This is a genomic window from Shewanella sp. 553, assembly GCF_059338375.1.
This window is the reverse complement of record NZ_CM181701.1, coordinates 3407192-3426384: the sequence shown is the minus strand read 5'-3', so window position 1 is coordinate 3426384 and position 19193 is coordinate 3407192. Positions and strand designations below refer to the sequence as shown.

The 19193-nt window shown below is 49.4% G+C and carries 20 protein-coding genes; 10 read left to right on the top strand and 10 right to left on the bottom strand.

The genetic code is table 11. The features are described from left to right. Positions 1 to 36: 36 nt before the first annotated feature. Both AC5YBZ_RS15170 and AC5YBZ_RS15165 read right to left on the bottom strand, forming a co-directional pair. Positions 37 to 498, bottom strand: a complete 462-nt coding sequence (locus AC5YBZ_RS15170) for a NanQ anomerase/TabA/YiaL family protein (RefSeq protein WP_475514965.1) — start codon at positions 496 to 498, stop codon at positions 37 to 39. A gap of 51 nt (positions 499 to 549) precedes the next feature. Next, a complete protein-coding gene (locus AC5YBZ_RS15165) occupies positions 550 to 1710 on the bottom strand; it encodes a DUF3080 family protein (RefSeq protein ID WP_494543133.1) in 1161 nt (386 codons plus the stop codon). A 244-nt stretch (positions 1711 to 1954) separates the two neighbouring features. Here AC5YBZ_RS15165 and AC5YBZ_RS15160 point away from each other — a divergent pair, with 244 nt between their 5' ends. The 3 genes from AC5YBZ_RS15160 (at position 1955) to AC5YBZ_RS15150 (ending at position 4824) form a co-directional block, all read left to right on the top strand. Next, positions 1955 to 3010: a patatin-like phospholipase family protein gene (locus AC5YBZ_RS15160; RefSeq protein WP_494543733.1), complete on the top strand. Its 1056-nt coding sequence runs from the start codon at positions 1955 to 1957 to the stop codon at positions 3008 to 3010. A gap of 221 nt (positions 3011 to 3231) precedes the next feature. After that, positions 3232 to 3816, top strand: a complete 585-nt coding sequence (locus AC5YBZ_RS15155; protein ID WP_494543132.1) for an LON peptidase substrate-binding domain-containing protein — start codon at positions 3232 to 3234, stop codon at positions 3814 to 3816. 78 nt (positions 3817 to 3894) lie between these two features. Beyond that, positions 3895 to 4824 (top strand): pseudouridine synthase, encoded by a 930-nt coding sequence (locus AC5YBZ_RS15150; RefSeq protein ID WP_494543131.1) that lies wholly within the window; start codon positions 3895 to 3897, stop codon positions 4822 to 4824. 42 nt (positions 4825 to 4866) lie between these two features. On the opposite strand, the gene AC5YBZ_RS15145 is transcribed toward AC5YBZ_RS15150, so the two are convergent. After that, complete coding sequence (locus AC5YBZ_RS15145; protein ID WP_494543130.1) at positions 4867 to 6747, bottom strand: alkaline phosphatase D family protein; 1881 nt, start codon at positions 6745 to 6747, stop codon at positions 4867 to 4869. A gap of 85 nt (positions 6748 to 6832) precedes the next feature. Next, positions 6833 to 7516, bottom strand: coding sequence for an MliC family protein (locus tag AC5YBZ_RS15140; protein ID WP_494523961.1), 684 nt, complete (start codon positions 7514 to 7516; stop codon positions 6833 to 6835). Positions 7517 to 7703: 187 nt separating this feature from the next. Between AC5YBZ_RS15140 and yegS the strand changes: the two genes are divergently transcribed. The 3 genes from yegS to AC5YBZ_RS15125 all read left to right on the top strand — a co-directional run bounded on the left by yegS (position 7704) and on the right by AC5YBZ_RS15125 (position 10583). Then, positions 7704 to 8612 carry a lipid kinase YegS gene (gene yegS, locus AC5YBZ_RS15135; protein ID WP_494523960.1) on the top strand — a complete coding sequence of 303 codons (909 nt, stop codon included), beginning with the start codon at positions 7704 to 7706 and terminating at the stop codon, positions 8610 to 8612. Positions 8613 to 8808: 196 nt separating this feature from the next. Continuing rightward, positions 8809 to 10056, top strand: coding sequence for a sensor histidine kinase (locus AC5YBZ_RS15130; protein WP_475514958.1), 1248 nt, complete (start codon positions 8809 to 8811; stop codon positions 10054 to 10056). After that, positions 10053 to 10583, top strand: a complete 531-nt coding sequence (locus tag AC5YBZ_RS15125) for a response regulator transcription factor (RefSeq protein WP_475514957.1) — start codon at positions 10053 to 10055, stop codon at positions 10581 to 10583. Before AC5YBZ_RS15130 ends, AC5YBZ_RS15125 begins: the two co-directional genes overlap by 4 nt. A gap of 188 nt (positions 10584 to 10771) precedes the next feature. On the opposite strand, the gene AC5YBZ_RS15120 is transcribed toward AC5YBZ_RS15125, so the two are convergent. Next, positions 10772 to 12826, bottom strand: coding sequence for a TonB-dependent receptor (locus AC5YBZ_RS15120; RefSeq protein WP_494543129.1), 2055 nt, complete (start codon positions 12824 to 12826; stop codon positions 10772 to 10774). Between the two features lie 545 nt (positions 12827 to 13371). Here AC5YBZ_RS15120 and AC5YBZ_RS15115 point away from each other — a divergent pair. Then, positions 13372 to 13521, top strand: a complete 150-nt coding sequence (locus AC5YBZ_RS15115; RefSeq protein ID WP_475514955.1) for a hypothetical protein — start codon at positions 13372 to 13374, stop codon at positions 13519 to 13521. Between the two features lie 170 nt (positions 13522 to 13691). On the opposite strand, the gene AC5YBZ_RS15110 is transcribed toward AC5YBZ_RS15115, so the two are convergent. Both AC5YBZ_RS15110 and AC5YBZ_RS15105 read right to left on the bottom strand, forming a co-directional pair. Then, positions 13692 to 13901, bottom strand: coding sequence for a TOBE domain-containing protein (locus AC5YBZ_RS15110; protein ID WP_475514954.1), 210 nt, complete (start codon positions 13899 to 13901; stop codon positions 13692 to 13694). A 95-nt stretch (positions 13902 to 13996) separates the two neighbouring features. Next, on the bottom strand, positions 13997 to 14890 hold the full coding sequence (locus AC5YBZ_RS15105; RefSeq protein WP_494524834.1) for a DMT family transporter: 894 nt from the start codon (positions 14888 to 14890) through the stop codon (positions 13997 to 13999). Between the two features lie 203 nt (positions 14891 to 15093). On the opposite strand from AC5YBZ_RS15105, the gene AC5YBZ_RS15100 reads away from it, so the two are divergent. From AC5YBZ_RS15100 to AC5YBZ_RS15090, 3 genes are all read left to right on the top strand, one after another. After that, entirely contained in the window at positions 15094 to 15594 is a 501-nt protein-coding gene (locus AC5YBZ_RS15100) for a MarR family winged helix-turn-helix transcriptional regulator (protein WP_475514953.1), read from the top strand. Between the two features lie 235 nt (positions 15595 to 15829). Then, a complete protein-coding gene (locus AC5YBZ_RS15095; protein ID WP_494523959.1) occupies positions 15830 to 17269 on the top strand; it encodes an MBL fold metallo-hydrolase RNA specificity domain-containing protein in 1440 nt (479 codons plus the stop codon). A 132-nt stretch (positions 17270 to 17401) separates the two neighbouring features. Then, the gene (locus AC5YBZ_RS15090; RefSeq protein ID WP_494520829.1) at positions 17402 to 17695 is read left to right on the top strand and encodes a hypothetical protein; all 294 of its coding nucleotides are present in this window, start codon (positions 17402 to 17404) and stop codon (positions 17693 to 17695) included. A 97-nt stretch (positions 17696 to 17792) separates the two neighbouring features. On the opposite strand, the gene AC5YBZ_RS15085 is transcribed toward AC5YBZ_RS15090, so the two are convergent. The 3 genes from AC5YBZ_RS15085 to AC5YBZ_RS15075 all read right to left on the bottom strand — a co-directional run bounded on the left by AC5YBZ_RS15085 (position 17793) and on the right by AC5YBZ_RS15075 (position 19064). After that, entirely contained in the window at positions 17793 to 18140 is a 348-nt protein-coding gene (locus AC5YBZ_RS15085) for a hypothetical protein (protein ID WP_475514950.1), read from the bottom strand. A 46-nt stretch (positions 18141 to 18186) separates the two neighbouring features. Beyond that, positions 18187 to 18522, bottom strand: coding sequence for a hypothetical protein (locus AC5YBZ_RS15080; RefSeq protein WP_494520830.1), 336 nt, complete (start codon positions 18520 to 18522; stop codon positions 18187 to 18189). A 134-nt stretch (positions 18523 to 18656) separates the two neighbouring features. Beyond that, complete coding sequence (locus tag AC5YBZ_RS15075; protein WP_475514948.1) at positions 18657 to 19064, bottom strand: c-type cytochrome domain-containing protein; 408 nt, start codon at positions 19062 to 19064, stop codon at positions 18657 to 18659. Positions 19065 to 19193 lie beyond the last annotated feature (129 nt).

Below are 19193 nucleotides of genomic sequence, written 5' to 3'. Positions count from 1 at the left end.
CAATGCTTGCCCCTGTTTATGCCTGTCGCGGCGAGATTAAATACCGACTTTTATAACCACTTTCCTTACCGCTTTAGGTGTGGCTAGCGTGCCCGGCATATGAATATCTTGCGGAAAAAACAGCGCAAACATCCCCGCTTTTAAGGGGATAAAGGCAGCATTAGCTTTATTGGACTCATAATCAAACTGGGCGTAATCATGTTTGTCGAAGTAGGGTTTTGATGGAGTCTGATCCGCCAGTGGTAGATAGCCAAACTCCTCTTCACCACTGACCACATACTGCACGTCGATGTAACGGCGGTGCACCTCAAAAGATTCTTGTTCTCTAGGGGTCGTTTCATAGTCATTAACGATGACAAACAGATCTTTGCCCTCGAGCTCATAGGTGCCCACCTCGGCTTGAGTAAAGTCGGTCTCGACTAAGTGTTGCAGCGCTTTGGCCAATCTTGGGCTCAGTGAGGCGTACAGGGCAATGTTATTTAGGCTATCTACTATCATGACGGTTACGCAAACAAGTTAATTGAAGCGCTAGTTTAGCAAGCTTGGCTATTAGTGGGATAGCGTTTGTTGTGGCTCGGGCGGTGGGATATCGCACGAGGCCCTAAAATCTTGCCACCACTGCACATGTCGGCGCATCTGCTGCTTGAGTTGTGCGGGCAGGGCATGGCGCTGTTCGGAGAAATGATGCTCGATGTAGCCTTGATAAACACTGCCATCAAACAGGCGTTGCATCGGCTGACTTAAGCGGTAATGCAGTTGGTTTAATTGGGATAGATAAGCCTGGGTTTGCCCTAGGTAATATTTATGAAACAAGTTTTGCAATATCTCTTGTTGCCGATTGGCGTGGCCAAGGCGGCAGGCGGCGAGCGTTTGATAGTTAAATAGGTAGTCATTGATTGCGGTTAGTTGAGATACGCTCAATGCAAGTGAGCGCAGATATTGGTTGAGCAGTGGTTGGCGATGAAAAATCGCAAGTGTTTGCTCTAAATTATCTATCTCGATCTGTTGCCACGAGTGAGCGATGATCTGCTCTTTGATGTTGTTGAGCTGGCTCAGTGCACTTTCAAACTCCACTCGTCCGCTATGCATTTTATTTAGGGTCAGTGAGTCGTAACCGATAAACAGCCTTTTCTTAACGCTGATATCGCGCGTTAGCATCTGCCTAAACACTGTGAGTGCCTGTTGCTGTTTTTGTTCAAGCCCTAATGTCAGTGTGTCGATGAGGTCAACATCGCTTAATGTTTCAATGCACTTGGGGGCAAGTTGGATAAAACGAATATGGTAGATCAGCTGCTGACTCGCCGGTGCCACTTTACCTAAAGCGCTATTGCGCTCGGCAATCAGTTGGCCAAGCGCGCAGTGATTAAGCTTAAGTGTTTGTAAAATAGAGAGGGTTTTGGGGTCTGCTTGATAAGCAGCAGTCTTGGGTAAGGCCATGAGAGTCAATGGTGCGCTTGGGTAGGGCTGATTGAGCACGGTCTCGAGCCGCTTGCTGTAATCTTGCCATATGGCATCGGCATCTTGCCTGGGCTGGCAGCCCAGAGTGAACAGACTAAGTAACGCCAGTAAGCCTGTGATTCTGGCGGGCATACTGACGCGCTGGGTTAAAAACAACATCTGTTTAGGCCGGCGGTGAATGAGGTTGTGGGCTCGTGCTTGGCTGTCACTTGGGTCGCTTCCTTTTTTGTTGCTGCGCTGATGGTTTATCATGCCATGGTAATACGTCCCCTTAGCACAAAGGGTTTACTCGTAACGATAATCTCTTGTTTTGCAAGTGGTTAGCATAAGGCTTAGCTTATGGGCTGTTAATAGTCGCCTATATTCTATCTCTTATTTACAGGCCATTTTAGATAAATGCTGGCTGCCCACTGCCGCGATATTTTATTATCATAGCCAACTTCATAGGCTCCTTAGGATAAGGAGTGAGTTGATGACATTAAACAAGGAAAATAACTTGTCTCAATTACGGTTTTTAGCCGGGCCCAGCGCCTATAGCACGATTGCCGAACATGGGCTTGATCCCGCGCTGTTTACTCGTGTGCTAGCGGCGTCTGGCGGCCCCAAATGGATTGGGATTGCAGGGCTAGACAAAACCCTGTTCACGCAATTTTTTAAGACCAGACAGACACCGCTATACACCCTAGGCGCTTCGTCGGGGGCGTGGCGTCTGGCCTGCATGGCGCAGCAGGACCCGCTCGCGGCCTATGCTCGGCTCGAACAACATTATATTGAGCAGCGTTATGATGTTAAGCCGACGCCTGTTGAGGTATCCCGCCAGATACAAACCATTATCAAAGCGATTTTAGGCGATAAGGCCGGGCAAGATATTGTCGATAATCCGATGATAAAAAGCCATGTTATCGCCTGTAAGGCGCGGCATTTAAATCGCCTGCCCAGTCGATTGGCCCTAGGGACTGGTCTTGCGACCACGGCGCTGAGTAATCTGGTTAGTCGCAAGACCTTAGGGCTGCATTTTCAGCGCATGATCTTTGGTAACGCGGCGGCGCGATCGCCCTTTTTACACTTAACCGATCTTCCCACTGAGCACCTCGCATTGACCGCGACCAACTTAGCACAAGTGCTGCAGGCCACAGGGTCGATTCCCTGGGTATTGGCGCCAGTAACTCAAATCGACGGCGCGCCGCAAGGACATTATTATGATGGCGGCATCACAGATTATCATTTTGATTTGGCGATAGAAGATGGTGAGGGATTAACCTTGTACCCCCATTTTTATAGCCAGATATTACCAGGGTGGTTTGACAAATCTTTGCCTTGGCGCCGTGCTCGGCAAAACTACCATAATGCGCTGATCTTAGTGCCGAGTGAGTCTTACATTCGTCAACTACCCTATGGTAAATTGCCCGACAGAAATGACTTTGCTCGCCTGCCCAGTGATGAGCGAATTCGGTATTGGCAGCAGGTTTTAGCGGCCAGTGACGTGTTAGCCGATGACTTTGATAAGATTTTGAAAAGTGGTGATATTATGCAGTATCTTGAGCCATTTTAATGATTAGTTTGAAGGGGGGATGAAACCAAATATGGACAAGTCAGGTCTAATTATTAACGGAAGAAATAGTGAGATTGGCATGGTCTAGCCAATGCAATAATGACGTATAAAGCAGTAATGAAAACAGCTGCTACACTTTATTATTATTGCTCCTAGTCAATAGCTTGCTGCCTTCATTATGCTCGGTTTTGCAAATGTCGACCAAGGGGAAGGAGGCTGCTATGTTAACGCAAGAAATGGCACTTATCATCCGTGATGAACTGTTATTACCCGCTGGCAGAGTCGAGATCCGAGTGGCTGGCCCATCTGGATTAAGTCTGATAGCTGAGGTACTCAAAGGTCACTATCCCTTAGTCTTTGGTATGGCGAAAATCGATAGTACCCCCCCTTGTTACACCATCGCCACACAATGTGAGATCATCGACTTTAATCTTCTCGATGATGGCAGTTTAGGTGTGGTGCTAGAAGGCCAACAAAGAGTAAAAATTTTATCGGCCAGCCAGCGCAAAGACGGCAACTGGATAGCGCGTACCTTAGGCTGCCATAATTGGCAGCAGGAGCCTATTGAAGGTGAATTTGAGTTGATCAGCGCGGCATTAGAGCAGTTTTATCGCGTCAATCCAACTTTGTTTGAACTGTACTCAGATCTGCATCTCGAAGACGCCAGCTGGGTGAGTCAGCGTTGGTTAGAGGTACTGCCTCTGTATAACCGTGACAAGCAAGTGCTCGTTAATCAGCCCGATTGCCATAAAACCATGGACTTTGTGCTTGAGCTGATTAAATCTCATGCCAACCATAACTTTTAATCGCTACTTGGCTTAGATAGCGCCCCTTGGCGCTATCTTTGTTATTATGACGCCCATTTTGATTTATTGGCCAGCATCATGGTTCGCGCATCCCAAGCCTCATATATCGTACTTCCTGATCATCCTTTGGCGCCCGCTACTGTGGTGGCGTTCTTAATCGCGCGTTTTTCGCAAGTTTCCCCACAAGAATGGCAATCACGGGTGCGTCAAGGGAAGGTGCATTGGCAAGATGGTCAACCTATCGAACTCGATAGCGTCTATCGCCCCAAGCAACGTGTGTATTATTATCGCGAGGTGGCCCAAGAGCCCCGTATCCCCTTTAGCGAGTCGATACTGTATCAAGATGAACGTATTATCATCGCCCATAAACCGCACTTTTTAGCGTTGCATCCCAGTGGGCAGTTTATTAATGAATGTCTAGTCAATCGGCTGCGCATCGCTACCCATGTGCCGCAGTTAGTCCCAGCTCACCGGCTCGATAGGGCTACGGCAGGCATAGTGCTGTTGATTAAGCAGCCAGAGTATCGCGACGCCTACCATGGCCTATTCCGTGATGGCGCGATCACTAAAACCTATCAAGCCTTAGCGCCCTTAACCCCAGCATTGGCACGCCAATATTGCGATGGTAAGTTAGCGAGCCCCTTGCGCTGGACGGTAAAAAATCGTCTGGAGAAAAGTGAGCCGTCATTTATGATGCAGGTGACTGATGGCGAGGCCAATAGCCATTCAGAAGTGGCCTTAGTTGAGGTGCAAAAGGGGATGGGTCGATTTGAACTGTCGCCCATTACGGGCAAAACCCATCAGCTTAGAGTGCATATGCACAGCTTAGGCATGGCCATTTGTAATGACAGATGTTACCCCACTTTATTGCCCAAGGCGGCGGATAACTTTGCTCAGCCGTTAAAGTTGTTGGCCCAGCGGCTGCAATTTAGCGATCCTATTAGTGGTCGGCATATCGATATTCAATTGGCCGATTTACCCTTTAGTGAACCCATTATCAGAGGGTGATAACAAGGTCACAGGGCTGTTAGGTGCGGCGCGGCAATCGGTTTATTTTGTCTGCCGTGGTGGTTTAAATTCGGTTTCGCTCATGTCGGCATGCAACACGCTAATACGCTCTGGTGCGCCATTATCAGTAAATGTCACTATGCCTATGCCGCTTTTATTCACCAGTCGTTGGCTGTTAACGCCATTAGGACGCCTACCGCGAATCGACATGCGTTTGCGTTTCGTCAACCAGTTTAAAGGTGAAAAGTGGCCATACAACCAACCATTTAATTTATCAAACAGGGGCAATAGCTTCTCAGGAAACTGATTTTTAATGCCGCTGCAGGTGATTTGATAAATATTAGGGCTCATAGAGCGAAAGCGAATGCCAATATCGTAGGCAAAAGAGTAGTGCACATCGCCCGATAAGATCACAAACTGCTCGGGTGTTTTACGGTGCAAAAAGATGCTCAGCAAGGTGTTGGCAGTGCCTGGGTGGGCCATCCAGTTTTCGGCATCGACCAGCAGCGACGCACCTATCCAGGTGGCGCTGCGTTGTACGGCTTCAATCAATTTAACCCCGAAGATCGGTGCCGCCGAGACGATAATCACCTTGTCTTGCCCCACCAGTTGCTGCTGCATCTCCATCAGGGCTTCCCAGTCCATTAAGCCTGAAGGCTTGGCTAGGTTTGATTCGCTGCGCCAGCGTTGGGTACGGGTATCGAGTACCATGAGTTTAGGGCTGGTATTGAGGTGGTAATGCCATTGGTCAAAGTGCAGTAGTGTATCGATGAGCGCATCGTGTTGACTCTCTGTGGGAGAGGCTAAAAATGCACTCAATTGAGGCACGATGTTGGCTTTAAATTTATCCGGTTGATTGCCTATTCCCTGAAACAGGGTGTAGCCAATTAAGCCGTTGCCGATGATCCGCTTAGAGAAGGGGTGGCCATAGGCTGCTTGCTCCCATTTGGCGGTGAGGTTCCAGTCGTCGGTAATGTCATGGTCATCGAAGATCATATAAGTGGGCAGGTGTGCCAGCAAGCGCCTGACCTGAGTCAAGCCGGCTTTAAACTCGAGTAGGTGAAGCCATTCTCGTTGCCATCTAGCGCTATTGGCTGGCGACAAGCCGTTAACCTGCTTAGGAATATCCATTAACGCCCACAGTTCGGGTGACCAAGACAGCAGATAGATAGCGATCACTTCGGCCAAACTTGTGAGGTGATTTTCGGCGATCGACGAGGTGAAAATGGGGTGATTAATATACCAACGGCTGATGGCGGTCGCCGCAGGATATTCGGTGCGCGGTAATATGTTTTTGTGGCGTTGATACATAGACGCCGGCTGGTAGCTTATGTGCTTGCTGTCAGTCAGCGAAGCTTGCTGGAACTGCTCATCGCGCAGCCCCAGCAGCTCGATGGTCTTGCCGATGGCATATAACATGGGGCCTGCGATATCATCGAGATAGACTTGATCGCCACTGAGCATCAACAGTGCGGGTCGCGAGGTCACGCTGTTGTCTGCGGCCATCAAAGTATCGGCAGCCACTAAGCTGTCACCACTATGGTGATGGGGGTTGCGACAAGAGCCGTGTAATAGCTTATCTATTGTAGGTTTTACCACAAATTGCGGCGCCTGCTGCTGCGGATAATATAGCTGCTCAACCGCACCAAATAGGTTGCCATCGGCAGGGGTGGAAACCCCATATTCAATCAGCTGTTCGCTGGGATTGAGCTCAGGTCTGCAGAGGTGGATAACATATTGATAGGCGTGTTCGCCCAACTTAAATTGAGTAACCTCGTCGGCCCCAAGTGGATATTCCACCTCAGCCAATGTCAGCGTCAGTGCGGATAAGGGCTTGCTGGCCACAAACAGTAAACAAACATTATCACTATCGCAGTGGCGCAGCATCGGACCGGCCAAGAGTAAGGGGAGCGTGACAGCCATGTTAAGCTGGCCTCAATCGATTATGACCTTTAGATGTGTGCATTTCACCTCTTATGGGGGTTAGGGTGTTGTTTCGTTAATCGCATTATTTTATCAGGGTGCACTGCATCGGGGTGGCTTTGTAGCCCCATGTGATGCTGGCTTGACCATGATGCTCCCAAAATTGTTCATTACGGCCTTGGTAGCGAGTCCCGCTGCCGCTGGGCTGAATCGTCATCAAGGAGGTGCTGTCACCAAACTCGGCAATTAAACTATTGGGCTCGGTGTCAAAATAGGTGATCACCACCTCTTTGGCTGGGATATTATCACAGCGATAAAATACCGGTCCGGTAGACTCAACTAGGCGATATCTTGCCTGTAGTTCTACCATGCGAGTCTGGTAGTTGTCGATAACACATTGTTTTTTATCGGTGCCTTTCCAGCAATCATTACGACCTTTGATAAAGCCGCGTTGCTCGGCTTTGAGCACCGGAGGGTGTTGATTTTGCGCTTTAGCTAATGCCTGAGCGTAAATGCGGGCCAATTGTCTATCCATCGCTGCCAGCGTGGCATCGTGGCAGATCAGGTTCTCGATGCTGCTTAATGAAGGGCTGGTGCAATCGTAGCTGGGGCCAGTATTCTTGTTTTGGCTTAGCTCACTCGGTTCAATTGGCTCACTTGATGCGACTGGCCCGCTAGATTCAACTGGGACGGTGGCGCACCCGCTAAGTAAGGCTAATAATAGGGCGTAACTCAGCGGCTTAATATCGAATTGTGTCAGCACTTGCATTAGTGGCTCCTTATTTCAGGGCGGGCCTAATATCGGATAGAGGCTTGAGAATATCGCGTCAGTAGCAACCCAGCAAATGTTTAACATTAACCTTGTTTCACCGTACATGTTTAGCTGGCGTGTTTTATCTTTTCGTTAAATTGGGCATCATACTATGAGTGCTTATAGGTAAGTGGTGGAGGCCAAAGTGAAGATCCGTATCTTATTAAATGGTAAAAAAGCCCAGTTAGCGCCATTGCGATTGGCGATAGATAACTTACGCAAGCAGCATGATATTGAGGTGCGCGTGACTTATGAGGCCGGCGATATGGCACGCTTAGTCGATGACGCCATTGGTGATAATTGCCAGCGACTGGTGGCTGCCGGTGGTGATGGCACGGTCAATGAGGTGGTCGATGCGCTGTTAACCCACCCTAAAACCTCACGTCCAGCACTGGCGATTTTGCCTTTAGGCACCGCCAATGATTTTGCCGCCGCCTGCGCCATTCCTGATGAACCAGAGGCCGCGCTGCAACTGGCATTAAGCGCCGATGCCTTTTGGATCGATGCGATTAAAGCTAACGATACCCATTTGATCAATATCGCCAGTGGTGGTTTTGGTGCGCAGGTGACTTCGACGACGCCAGCGGCGTTAAAAAACTTTCTCGGTGGCGGAGCCTATACCTTATCTGGGCTGATCCAAGCGCTGAGTTTTAAACCCTATGAAGGTGAATTTATTATTGATGGTCAGAGCGCTTCACAGCAGTTGTTACTGGGCGCCGTGTGTAACGGCCGTCAGGCGGGCGGCGGGCAGGTGTTAGCGCCCAATGCCTATATTAACGATGGTTTACTCGATTTAGTCGCCCTGCATGATTTTCCGCTAGAGGCCTTATCACAGGTGATTGATGAGTTTCGTCAACCCAAAGACGATAATCAATATGCAATATATGCTCAAAACACGGCGGCCCGTTGGCGCGCAAAGTCACCTATGCCAATTAACCTCGATGGCGAGCCGATCACCACCACTGACATTCGTTTTGAGGTAGTGCCTAATGCCATCAAAATGGTGCTCGGCGCCGACTGCCCTATGCTTAAACCCGGTAGTGAGCCCGCTTAAGTTAGCTTTAACGGGTGAATGCCTAGCCCGCTTGATGCGGCTCGCTGATATGAGGTGTTTTTTGGCCGTGAAGGGGGCTGTTAAGCTCACATCTTTGAGGATAAACGGTGCGATAAGTGGCCTAAACGCGTTAAAATAGCCCTTACGGATTGATGCAATGTCGCCGCGCAGCGGCCACCTCAGCTAAGGAACTCAAGTGCCCTCTCTAGCCAGTTCACGATACCGCGCCGCCGATCAACTGGCGCTGCTGCGACTGATGGGTCTCGTACTCAAACTATGTTTAACCTTCGCTTTGGCCGACACCTTTGGATTATCGCTGCACAGTCCGGCGCTTAATTTGGCGTTGATCATTGAGGGGCTCTACCTCGGCTTTACCTTCTACCTAAGAAAACAATTGTTTAATAGTGATGCAGGGCTGTTTATCGCTTTACTTATCGACACCTTACTGTGGATCACTTGGCTCTATTTTTCCGGTGGTGCGACCAATGCCTTTATCTCGCTATTGCTGCTCCCCATCGCGATAGCCGCGGTCTTATTACCCAAATGGGCGCCTTGGGCGCTGGCCTTATTATCGACCTTAGCGTATAGCGCCATGTTATTCACTCTGCCTCAGGGGGAGATGCAGCACCATGGTATGGACATGAGCTCACACTACTTGGGGATGTGGTTTAATTTTGTGATCTCTTCACTGGTACTCACCACCAGTGTGGCATTTTTGGCTAAACGTTTGCGGCGCCAAGATGCCGAGCTGGCCTATATGCGAGAGGCGCAGCTGCGCCAAGAGCGGCTGCTGGCACTGGGTACCGCCTCGGCGCAAATGGCGCACCAGCTCGCCACACCTCTGGCGAGTCTGCGGCTGTTGGTCGACGAATTAGATGAAGAATCCACTGGCAGCCAGGTGACACTTGATGAGATGCAAGCGGCGCTTAATGTGTGTGATACCACCCTAGCCGAGCTTCGTTTGGCGACCGAGTCGATACGTGCTGGTGAATTTAACTACATCTCAATCAATACGTTAATTGAAAGCTTACAACAACAAGTGCGCTTACTGTTACCCAGTATCGAACTGAGCATCTCAACCTTAGATTGTCGCGGCGACGAGCAACTGCGCGCCGATGCCAGCTTGCTGCCAGCGCTGCTGGCATTAATAGAAAATGGCGCGCGAGCCAGCGAAGAGGTAGGTGGCCCAGCGCGCGTTGCGCTATCACTGCAATACCAATGTGATGAACTTGTGGTGGCGGTACGTGACTTTGGCCCCGGGATCCCCAGCTCGTTGCTCACCCAATTAGGGCATAAGATTATCGATAAACCCAAAGGGATGGGCGTGGCTTTGCTGCTCAGTCATGCCAGTTTTGAGCGCCTCGGTGGCCGCTTGATTTTTGGCAGCCATCTTGATGGCGGGGCTGTCGCTCAGGTGTATCTTCCGCTACCGGAGGCGCAATGAAACGCTTATTAATTATCGAAGATGACCGCAGCTTGGCGGCCATTTTAGCACGGCGCATGAGTAAGCATGAGTTTGAATGTCGCCAGTCTCATGATGCGACCGAGGCCCTGTTGTGTGCCCGCGAGTTTAAACCTAGTCATATCTTGCTCGATATGAAATTGGCCGAAGACAATGGTTTGGCCTTAATCTTGCCGTTAAGGCGCTCCTTACCCGATGTGGTGATGGTGTTGTTAACGGGGTACGCCAGTATCGCTACCGCAGTGGAAGCTATTCGCTTAGGCGCCGATAACTATTTAGCCAAGCCAACGGACACCCAAACCTTACTGAATGTACTCAATAATTGCGCGTCATTGCTCACCGATGAGGGGGTCGATGAAGCGCCTTTGAGCACGAAACGGGTGGAGTGGGAACATATTCAGCAGGTGCTCACGGCCAACAAGGGCAATGTGTCGGCCACGGCGAGACAGCTAGGCATGCATCGACGTACCTTGCAACGTAAGTTACTCAAAAAGCCGGTGAACAGCTGATCCTCTCCCCGCTGGTGCGCGGCATCTTGTAAGGCTGGCTGAAGTTGGTGATTTGTCCTCACGCAAAATAATCCCCTTCATCTTGCGATGTCGGGGAAGGGAAGTGCAGTGGAATGGTCCCTAAAATGATAATAACGATGTTAAAAAAGTGCAGGCTCTAGCGATTACTGGTCGCTAGCATTGGCCTCTTAGAAGCGATATTCACCTATCAGCCAAGCGTTGATCCCTGTGCCGGGCATGCGTTCACCCAGTGCCAACTGACTGTTGGCTACTCGGTTATAGCCACCAAGGTGTTCTTGGTACTCGGTGTCAAACAGGTTGTTTACGCCCGCTTTAACCAGCCAGAGATCGGCATCATAAGCCAGCGATAAGTTGACTAAACCATAACCAGAGGTTTGCAGCTCCTGCTGGGTGCTAGACACCTTATGTTGCGCGCTTACTCCTTGCGCCTCAACGCGAGCCAACCATGCTCCTCGTTGGTAGTTTAGGCCAACCGTGATGGTTGGCGGGGCGATGCGATACAGGTTATCGTCGATATCGCGGCGCTCACCCCTAACATAGCTGGCTAACATATCGAGCTGAAGCTGGTCATTGAGCTGGTAGCGGGCGCTAATGTCCATACCGTAGAGCTGGGCATCGACGTTGGCAAATTGCAATGGGTGGCTGTCACCCATCATCTGCGCGGCCATGATCACCGCCTTATCGGTGGCATTAACCCCTTGAATATAATCATCGATACGTTGCCAAAATAGCCTTGGACTCAGTTGCAGACGGTTGTCTTGATAGTCGGCGCCAAGCTCCAATTGATAGGCGGTTTCTAAGGATAAATCCATCTGGCCGACATAGGTACGCCCATCGGCGAGTCCACCTGTTGATTGCATCGGCACCCATAAATAACGCTGCTGATAGCTGGCACTGTCTTGCTTACGCGCCGTTGCAACAATCCAGCTCAGCGACTCATCCACTTGATAGCGGCCATTAACCACTAGATCGACACCGGTTTGCGCGTGAGAGCGATCGGCTGCATTGTATCTGTCCATCAACACCTTGATGGCAGGCATATTCGCCGCCATAGAGTGATCAACCTCATCGGCATCGGTTTGGTAGTGCTTGACTCGTAATCCCAGTTGCCAGTTCCACTGCTCGATATCTTGTTGCCACTGGGCAAAGGCGCTGATGGTGTTATCGGTAACGCCATTGAAGTTATCGACCTTAAACATCGGCTTGGTGGGATCGGTGATCACCGAGTCATGCTGGCTCCATTGCGTATCGAGGCCGAATAGCCAAGCGGCTGTGGCCATCGACACTGAGCTGTCGATACTTTTGCTGTCGGCATTGTTATAGCGGGCACTGGCGGTGTCATTTTTCACCCGCTCGCTAAAGTTGTCCATGCCATGACGCGCATCGCTGTAAGCGAGATGCCAGTTGATGTGCCAATCCTTGATTAGGTGTTGCCCTTCCAGTTTGACCCTGTCGGTGCGGATAAAATCGATATCCATAGGCAAGGCTGGGGTTCCGGCATTGGTGGTTTCGAGATGTTGATAGCCGATGGCTATCGACTCATCGTCAAAGCCCTTATCGCTAAGGTTAAAGCGATATTGGCCGCCCACAATCGCCTTATCGTAGGTGGTTGGGGCGATATCGATACCCGCGCCGGTTTGTTGATTAGCATTGGCTTGCATAACATCGCCATACAGCAGTAGCGCCTGCTGCTCAGCGCCGAAGTTGGTTTTCGCCCCAAGGTGCGCTTGTTCACCATTATGTTGATATCGGGCGGCGACTTTACCGCTGAACTCATCGAAGCGCGCCTGTGATTCAATTACCTTAACGCTGCCCCCAAGGGTATTGGTACCAGCCGACACCGGGGCAATACCACGACTCATCTCCAGCCGTTCACTATTGACTAGGCTCGCATAGCTCAAAGGGGTATCCATGGCGTTAGGCCCAGCTCCTGCCAGTGTGACGCCGTTAACCTGGGTATTGACCCTATCGCCAAATAGGCCGCGATACTGGGCAATACCTGTCAATGGCCCGTTGCCATTGACGGCCGCGCCGGGCAGCTTGCTCAACAAACTACTAATGTCGGCAACTGGCACGTTAGCTTCACGGGAGATGGTGCTGTCATCTTGTAGGTGACGGCCACTGACTTCAATAATCTCAAACGCCGCTTGGTTTGCCGCTACCGGAGTTGCCAACAAACTGCTAATGGCGAGGGCTAAATAAGAGTGTCGTAAGGTGATCATATAATGTTGATATTCACTGGTTATTTATCGTTGTGGCGGCATTGTGTCAGTGGGCATAGAGGCTGACAAAGGGAAATGGCCAGAGTGCGACAAGGTGTCGCAGTTAGCGTGGATGCAGGGAAGGGTCCGCTTAATTATGTGCTGCACCAGTGCTTGTCTTATGGGGTATGCGCAGGTGATGAACTCAGCGATTCAAACGACTGTTTGTTTTATTGAGCGCCTGCTGTCGATGTTATTTAGCAGAAAGTGATATTAATTTTGACTTTTTTACGCCGGATTTATGGCTGTGGTTTATCGATTTTATGTCAGCATGCTTACGGTATATTGTTGTTAATCAGTATTTTGGGTTGGATTTTTGCTGGTGGGTAATTATTTGCGGTCTATTGATATGACCAATAAATAGGCTTGACAGTCGAACTGAACACGCCTTTAATCGACTTAAGGTGTTTGATAAATAAAACGCCCTGTTGGTTTTATTGTGCTGCCAAATGCTTAATTAGCGTTAGGCATCTTCTAATTGAGTTATGACAATATTGGTATGCATCATGGAAAATGAACGTAATAACAGATTTTACCCGCTAGACACGCAAACAGAGGGCTTTAGTGCGCAGCAGTGTCAGTTTTTACCTGCGATGCCAGAAGGGCATGAGGGTGACAACGAAGAGGAGGTGTGTTTCGTCCTGGGTTACAATTAACCCGCGCTGCTATGCAGGTGCTGGCATATTTGTACTGCTATATCAGGAGCTTTGGCGACTTACGGTCAAAACAGTGGCATAACTTGAGTCTGCCGCTGTGGTTGATGTTAGTGAATAAGCTTAAGGTTTATTCACCAACATCACTGACTGAAGCGTGATCGACTAAAGCGTTAGTCAACAGCAACCATAACGTTGCTCGCCTTGATCACGGCATAAGCCTCACCGCCAACGATTAGGCCCAATTGCTCGCAAGATCGCTTAGTGACCACAGATGTGATCTCAACACCCGGTGCCAACTCGATCACCACTTCATTGTTAACAGAGCCTACATCGATCGATTTGATTTTGCCTGAGAGTGTGTTGCGTGCACTGATTTTCATTAATTATTATTCCTTTAACTCATACGAAAGAGGCAGATTCTAACGTGTTTAACGAGTGTTGTTAACCGCAAAACATACCTAAATATTGGTAAAATTTAACTTTTATCAGGTTTAGCCTTCACTCGACTACGCACCAAATAGATGATCTGCGGCATCAAAGAGGCCACAATCATCCCCAGCATCAATAGATATTGGTACGGGGTAAAGCGCTCGCCCAGCAAAAACATACCCGCCACAATCCCCGCTATCGGATTGGCAATGCCGCCAAAGGTAAAATCGACTACGCTCATGCGTTGCAGCAACCAGACATACATGCTGTAACCCAGTACGGTATTGAGTAACACTATCCAAACGAGTCCCAGCACATTATTGCTGGTCAGTTGGCTCAGCGCTAAGACATAGCTTTGGGGCACCATAAACGCATGCACCGCGGTGATCAAAGAGAGTATTACGCCGCCCAATAGTAGTTGCCAGGTTAAAATGGTCCACCAATGAATGCGTCCGCCCAGCGCCTTAGTGATGGTGCTCCCCACCACAATACAGCTAATTGCCGCGAGCATAGCCCCAAGGCCGATAGGGTTTAAGTTAATGGCGTTAGGGTCAAATAGCAGCCAGGCTAAGCCAATTAAGATTGAGCCAAACAAGGCCTGTATTTTACTGGGACGGTGTTTATTGACCACCCAGTGAAACAGCATGGCAAATACCGGAACACTGACCATGCCCACCCCTGAAATGGCCGAAGGCAAAGTGAGTGCCATCACGAAGATTAAGCTGAAAAACAGCGCAATATTGATCAGACCCAGCTTGAACAAAATAATCCAATCTTGCCTTTGCGGTAGGCTAGGTTTTATCGCCAGTAAGATAAGCCCCGCTGGCAATGCACGTATCGCACCCAATAATAGCGGCGGCCAATCTGGCAGGCTAAATTGGGTAACCGCATAAGTGGTGCCCCAGAAAAACGCTGGGATCATCGCAAGCAGCACATTCATCATTATCTCCAGTTAAAGTATCTTTACGTTAAGATATTAGTGTGCGACTAAACGGTTCGCTTGTAAAGTACCTTACCGTTAAATATCTTTGCGTTAAGTTAGTTTTGTGGTTATCTTGGCAACAATCGCTATCGTTACGGCTGATTTTGCCTCCACTGCTGCCGTGCGAACCCTGATAATAAGCAATACCTTGGGAGCCAAAGATGAATAATATTGTTACCGACGGCGTCGACAAAGTCGTAGCACAATGGGCCTGTGAAAAACCGCAGTTAGAGACCATGCCCATGGCCATTATAGGGCGTATGATGCGCTTATATAAACACCTAGAGGCACAGATAACCGCCTGTCACAAAGGCTTTGGCTTAACCCAAGGCGAGTTTGATGTGCTGGCTACCTTGCGTCGCAGCGGGGCACCTTTTAGCCTCACGCCGTCGGCATTATTAGACTCCATGATGCTCACCTCTGGTGCCATGACAAATCGACTCGATAAGCTTGAGCGCAAAGGGCTGATCAGCCGAGTTCATAGCCAGCAAGATCGCCGCAGTGTGACGGTGGCGCTTACCGATGCGGGGCTCAATCTCATCGATATTGCCATAGAGGCCCATGTGGCACTGCAGCAGCAATTGATGCAAGGTTTATCTCCCCAAGAACGTACCGCATTGAACCTGCTTTTTAAGCAGTGGTTGACTCAGTTTGAGCCTTAGTGACTCACTTGCGATCTCTTATGTTCGAGCCGTATATGCAATTCAGGGCTTTGTCTTGGCTGACTGCTCCTTAAAACCGGTATGGGCCCAGCTATGCCAAAGCCTGTTATTTTAACTATGCTGCATACATTATTGTGCCGCTTGCCAGCTATACTTTAAGCATATCAATAAGGGCGGCAACATAGCGTGTCACCGCCTCACTTCTTCCTAAGTACTCGCTATTTAAGGGATTGTTATGCAGATGACACTAGAGTTTTTAGGTGCGACCCAAGAGGTAACCGGCTCTTGCCACCTACTCACCATCGATGGACGCCAAGTGTTACTCGATTGCGGTATGATCCAAGGGGGCAAGCAAGATTCGCTGCGTAACCATGACCCCTTTGCCTTCGATGCCAGCCAGATCCACGCCGTCGTATTAAGCCACGCCCATATTGACCATTCTGGTCGCCTGCCTTTATTAGTTAAGTCCGGCTTCAAAGGCCCTATCTTTACCCACAAGGCCACGGTAGAGCTGTGTGACATCATGCTCAGAGATGCGGCGATGCTGCAATTTCGCGATGCCGAGCGCATTAATAAACGCCGTGCTAAAAATCAACTCGATCCCATTGAGCCCTTGTTTACCGAGGAGGATGTCGCCTTGGTGATGCAGCAATTTGTGGCGCTAGATTATGGCGAGCCTTGTGAGGTGGCACCCCATGTGCGCATCAGTTTAGCTGATGCAGGCCATATTTTAGGCTCAGCCATTGTCGAGCTGTGGGTAGGGCAGGCAGCTGAGGAAAAAAAACTGGTATTCAGTGGCGATTTAGGTCGCGCCGGCATGCCTATTTTGCATGATCCCAGCTTTATCGACAGCGCCGATTTAGTCTTAATGGAAAGCACCTATGGTGATCGCCTACACCGGAGTTGGCCTGATACTCTAGAGGAACTCAAGGCGATATTTGCCAGCACCATTAGGCGTAGTCGTGGCAATATTTTACTGCCTGCGTTTTCGGTGGGGCGTGCGCAAGAGCTGCTATATCTGTTCCATTTGTACGCTAAAGAATGGGATCTATCACGCTGGCGTATCTGCTTAGACAGCCCGATGGCTATAAAGGCGACTCGAGTCTATGTCGAAAACTACAACTTAATGGATGAGGACTTTAAACGTTTTACTCGCCTTTCTCCGGGGCAGCATCCCCTGTTGTCTAATGTCGATTTTATCGACAGCACCGAGGAGTCGATGGAGCTAAATGAGATCCACGAAGGCTTAATTATTATTGCCGGCAGTGGCATGTGTAATGGTGGGCGTATTCGCTGTCATCTAGCCCATAATTTAGCTAACAGCCTGTGTGATGTGATCATCTGTGGTTATCAAGCCATGGGTACGCCAGGGCGTTTGTTGGTCGATGGTGCCGATAGCCTGACGATACACGGCAATCCCGTGCCCGTTAAAGCCAAGTTACATACCATCGGCGGCTTATCGGCCCATGCGGATCAAGCCGAACTGCTTAACTGGTATCGCCACTTTTCGGGGTCGCCATCTGTGGTGCTGGTACACGGTGAATCAGAGGCGCAAAAAGTGTTGCTCGCTACCCTGCAACAGCTGGGTGAGTCGGCGCCTATCGAGTCGGCCATTGCCGCGTATGCGAATTGCCTCGATCTGAGCGCCTTGCCCAAGTTAGTCTGGATACCTTGATACTCATCGCCTTGGCGTGACGGTGGTTAAGTGGACAGATTTTGCTGATTTGTTGATTATTTGTTTGTTTTTGGGTTTGCTGGTAGCATGTTGACTTCATTTACTTTTTGTTAATCAAAAATGGAGCGTGTCATGCGATTACCACTGGCTAAAGGACTTGTCATTGCGGCGTCGTTATTCTCTTGTTGTGCGTTAGCGCAGCGCCCCGAATTTGCAACCACAGCGGCAAAGCCTGATTATGACTTTGCTAAAAATTCGCCGGCAAAGGTTAGCTTTTCTCTTAAGCGCACCAGTCGGCATGATTTTTCGAAGACCACCGCCGCGTACGCCGATTATGACTTTGCCGATAACCAGCCCTGTAAAGATTGCGATGCGCCGAGTATCTCAACCCCTCATGATTTTTCTAAGACTGAAGCGACCAAATAAACCACTATTCACATAATGTGTTGGGTGATCACCTCATCTAAAGAGGGGCACCCAACGAGTGTTGGTGATTGAATGCTATTACTTGCTCGTTAGCGACTTATTTAGCTTGGGGCAGGTTTTTTCCGATGCGATATGCGTCAATCACGCCTATAAACCAGCTTATGACAAAGGCGAGGGTCGCCAAGGTAATAGCTATATCGTCACCATGGGCACCGGCTTGATTTATCTCTTGAAAAATCACCCCAAAATCCAGCGGTAGTTCTCCCGATAAAATGCGATCACTTATGGCTTGTGCCCGCTCAACGGCGCGGTAAAGCAGATACACCAGCCCAGATAAGCTCACAACGGACAGCAGTGTGCCTGTGTTATAGCGCTTTAAATAAAAGTGGCCACTGCCAGGGCAGACAAAGGCTGACATTAGGGCGGCAATAACAGCGTTATTCATGTTGTTCTCTTTTTTGGGGGGATTAACTAACCCGAGCTCAGGTTAACTATTCTAAGTCGATACGTCTAAGGCTGATTTTTAAGTGTTTGGCTTTGTTCACTAGCATAGGATCGGCATTGTCACCCTGCGCCGCCAGTTGGCTTTCTACACCCGTTAGCTCTTGTACTATCCAGCCGCGGATCATCACATAATAGCGCGAATCTGTACCATAGCGAACAAGGGTTTCAACCGATGTCAAAGAGGGCGAGTCTATTGCGTTCGCAATCGATTGCACCATGATCCCAAGCTGTTGTTGTGTCTGTTGTTGGTGCTGCAAGCTACCTTCACACCCCCACGCCACATTAATGCTTAAGGTTAATATCAGGAGTAATACAGATTTCATCATGATTCCTTATTGGCGCGGACATGCCGAATCTACCCTAAAGCAAGAGCTGAAGATAGTGCAGTATTGTCGAGCGAAGATAGGCCACTTGATACGAATAGGTATTAGGTGTTATCAGTGGCCTAGATTTGAAGTTAGTTGTTATTGGCTCCTTGATCTATCCAATTTTTAATAACCTCAATTTGCTCCGTTGTTAATGCTCTACCTTCTCCTTGGGCCAACTTGTTGTCATGGTGGGGTGGCATCTGGATTTTAGTATCGACAAGGTGGTTAATGACTAAATAGAGCGAACTGGATACGGCACTTCCAGGCACGACAACAGGGCCAAGCTTTGTGCCTTGCATGACTGATTCATAGTTGTCTAGTGCCAGCTTAGTTTGGGTTACGCCTTCACCTGAGCCTGAGTGGCAGCTAATACAAGCGTTGTTCAAAATAGGTTGAACCTGAGATGAAAAACTGACAGGACGTTCACAGCCTAATACGAACACAGATACGACAGCGGTGAGTGCTAGGCGAAATTTGAGGGGGCGATCACTACACATAACATCCTCCAGTAGCCTTGGTAACGATACGTTTTAAGTATAGCTCTCTGAAGCTGGAGTGGGGTTAATGAATGACACTCGTGAGTTGTGTATCGTCATCGTAAATTTTGCTTGCCGTTATAGGAAGCC